Origin of the sequence: Stenotrophomonas sp. UBA7606 (assembly GCF_002477705.1) — a bacterium.
Taxonomy (GTDB): Bacteria; Pseudomonadota; Gammaproteobacteria; order Xanthomonadales; family Xanthomonadaceae; genus Stenotrophomonas.
The window spans coordinates 21,273-24,011 of sequence record NZ_DLJW01000132.1 but is presented as its reverse complement, the minus strand read 5'-3'; the positions used below and the strand labels follow the sequence as shown (position 1 = coordinate 24,011).

Genomic DNA, 2,739 nt, shown 5'->3' with positions numbered 1-2,739 from the left:
TCCGCCTTGGGCATGGCATGACCGGCATGCGGATCAGCAGCCTTGGCCTTGCCGCCATGACCACGGTGTGCAGCATGCGGATCGGCCGGCTTGGCCTTGGGCATGTTGTGCCCGGCATGTGGATCCACTGCCGGCTTTGCTTCAGTGGCGTGCCCGGCGTGGCCCGCATGCGGGTCCTGCGCGAAGGCGTTGCCGCTGGCGGCCAGGGCGATGAACAACAGCGAGTGAGAGAAGGTCTTCATGCGTCGATCCTCACTTCGCGCATCATTCCCGCTTCCATGTGGTAGAGCAGATGGCAGTGGAAGGCCCAGCGGCCCAGCGCATCCGCGCGAACACGGTAGCTGCGGCGTGTACCCGGCGGCATGTCGATGGTGTGCTTGCGCAGCTGGAATTCGCCGTCGGCGTTCTCCAGGTCACTCCACACGCCGTGTAGATGGATCGGGTGCTGCATCATCGTGTCGTTGACCAGCACGATGCGCATGCGCTCGCCGTAGTTCAACTTGATGGGCTCGGCGCCAGCAAACGGAATGCCGTCGAAGTTCCAGGCGAACTTTTCCATGTGGCCGGTGAGATGCAGTTCGATCTCGCGGCCGGGCTCGCGCCCATCCGGGTCTTCGAACAAGGAATGCATCGCGCCATAGGTCAGCACCTTGCGACCGTTGTCACGCAGGCCGATGCCGGGGTCATCGAGCTTGGGCTCGGTGGCCGCGGTCTGCATGTCGATCAGCGGATTGCCGGCTTCGCTGGGCTTGTGCTTGGGCGACTTGTCGCTGCCGCCATGGGCAGCATGGCCCATCGCCGCACCGCAGCCGCCTTCCATGCCCTTGGCACCCATATTGGCGCCGCAACCGCCTTCCATGCCGGCGTGGTCGCCATGGCCGCCCATGTCGTGGCCCATGTCGCTCATGGTCAGCAGCGGGCGCGGATCAATCTGCGGAATCGGTGCCTGCAGACCCAGGCGCGTGGCCAACGTGCCGCAGGCATAGCCGGTGCGGCCCATGTCCTGTGCGAACACGGTGAAGGCGTCCTGGCCGCTCGGTTCGACGATCACGTCGAAGGTCTCGGCCGGGGCGATGCGGAACTCGTCGATGCTGACCGGGTGGATGTACTGGCCATCGGCGGCGACCACGGTCATCTTCAAACCGGGGATGCGCACGTCGAAGTAGGTCATCGAGGCGCCGTTGATGAAGCGCAGCAGCACCTTTTCGCCACTGCGGAACAGGCCGGTCCAGTTGCCGGCCGGGGCGGTGCCGTTCATCAGGTAGGTGTAGGTGTGGGCATTGATGTCGGACAGGTCGGAAGGCGTCATCCGCATCCGGCCCCACATGCCGCGGTCGGCCAGGGTCTCGCGCAGGCCGTCCTTGCGTGCGTCGCGCATGAAATCACCGACCGTGCGCTGGTAGGTGTTGTCGTGCATCGGCATCTTCTTCATGCGCCGGAACAGCGCATCGGGGTCGATGTCGGTCCAGTCCGAGAGCATGACCACGTGTTCGCGGTCGAAGTGATATGGCGGCGGTGCCAACGGGTCAACGATCAGTGCGCCATACAGGCCGGCCTGCTCCTGGAACAGCGAATGGCTGTGGTACCAGTAGGTGCCCGACTGCTTGAGCTGGAACCGGTACTGGTAGGCCTCGCCCGGGGCGATGCCGTTGAAGCTCAGCCCCGGCACGCCGTCCATGTTGGCCGGCAGCAGGATGCCGTGCCAGTGGATGGAGGTGATTTCGTCGGTCAGCGTGTTGGCCACGCGCAGGTTGACGGTATCGCCCTCGCGCAGGCGCAGGATCGGCGCCGGCAAGGAGCCATTGACGGTGATGGCGGGGCGGGTGCGGCCGGTGAAATTGACCGCCGAGCGGCCAATCGCAAGGTTCAGCTCGGTGCCGCGCAGCTCAACCGGCGGCACCGCCATGGCGCGCCCGGAGGCAAACGCCTGCGGGATGCGCGCCATGCCGGCGCCGGCGACCACGCCGCCCAGGGCCAGGCCCTGCACGAAGCGACGCCGCGACAGCACCGAGCGCGAATCGGAAAGGAAATCAGAAGACATGTGGAACTCCCGGACACGCCGCCGCATCACGATGCGCTGTGGTGTGTCCTGAACAGATCAAGGGTGCACCCGGGGCGATGCCAGGGCGCAGGTATCTGCGGGCGCCGCAAGGCGCGGGAATCAGCCGATGGGAGGGCGGTTGAGCTGGCCGGGGGCCACGTCGTCGCGAGAGGGGAGTGGGGGCATTGGCGCCAGGGCATGGCGCATTGGTGCAAGCCGCATCATCGCGCTGCTGGGCAGCATGTTGCAGTGCTGTTTGCAGTCGCAGTGGTCGCCGCTGGCGCAGGGCGTAGCCGCTTTGTCGGCGTCGCAATGCAGCGTGGCATCCTGATCGCAGCAGTCGTGCGCGCTGTCGTTGGCGCCCATCGCCATCGCCTGCATCGGCATGGCCATCGCTGTTGCCGACCACACCGAACCGACCGCACCGGCGATCAGGGTCAGGCACAGCAGCAGGGGCAGCAGGATGCGCGGCACGGGCGTCAGGGTGGGAGGCGAAGCTGAACCATAGCATTCCTGGCTGGGGGCGGGGCTGAATGGTTTTCAACCCCGGACATCTTTCAGATCGTCATTCCCGCGAAGGCGGGAATCGCTCTGGCTCTTGCTTCTGCCCGGATGGCGCAGGAAGCGCCAAAGCCAAAGCGATTCCCGCCTTCGCAGGAATGACGGCAATAGGGCAGCGGCAGGGGCAAGGGCAAGGG

2 protein-coding genes and 1 pseudogene are annotated in these 2,739 nt (G+C 66.0%); all 3 read right to left on the bottom strand.

Annotated features, from left to right (window positions below):
- Positions 1–242: pseudogene (locus B2527_RS18580) on the bottom strand (hypothetical protein); the annotation flags it as partial.
- Positions 239–2,041: a copper resistance system multicopper oxidase gene (locus B2527_RS18575; RefSeq protein ID WP_293717032.1), complete on the bottom strand. Its 1,803-nt coding sequence runs from the start codon at positions 2,039–2,041 to the stop codon at positions 239–241. The pseudogene B2527_RS18580 and the gene B2527_RS18575, both read right to left, overlap by 4 nt.
- A gap of 120 nt (positions 2,042–2,161) precedes the next feature.
- Positions 2,162–2,515, bottom strand: a complete 354-nt coding sequence (locus B2527_RS18570; protein WP_293717031.1) for a CopL family metal-binding regulatory protein — start codon at positions 2,513–2,515, stop codon at positions 2,162–2,164.
- Between the last annotated feature and the right edge of the window lie 224 nt (positions 2,516–2,739).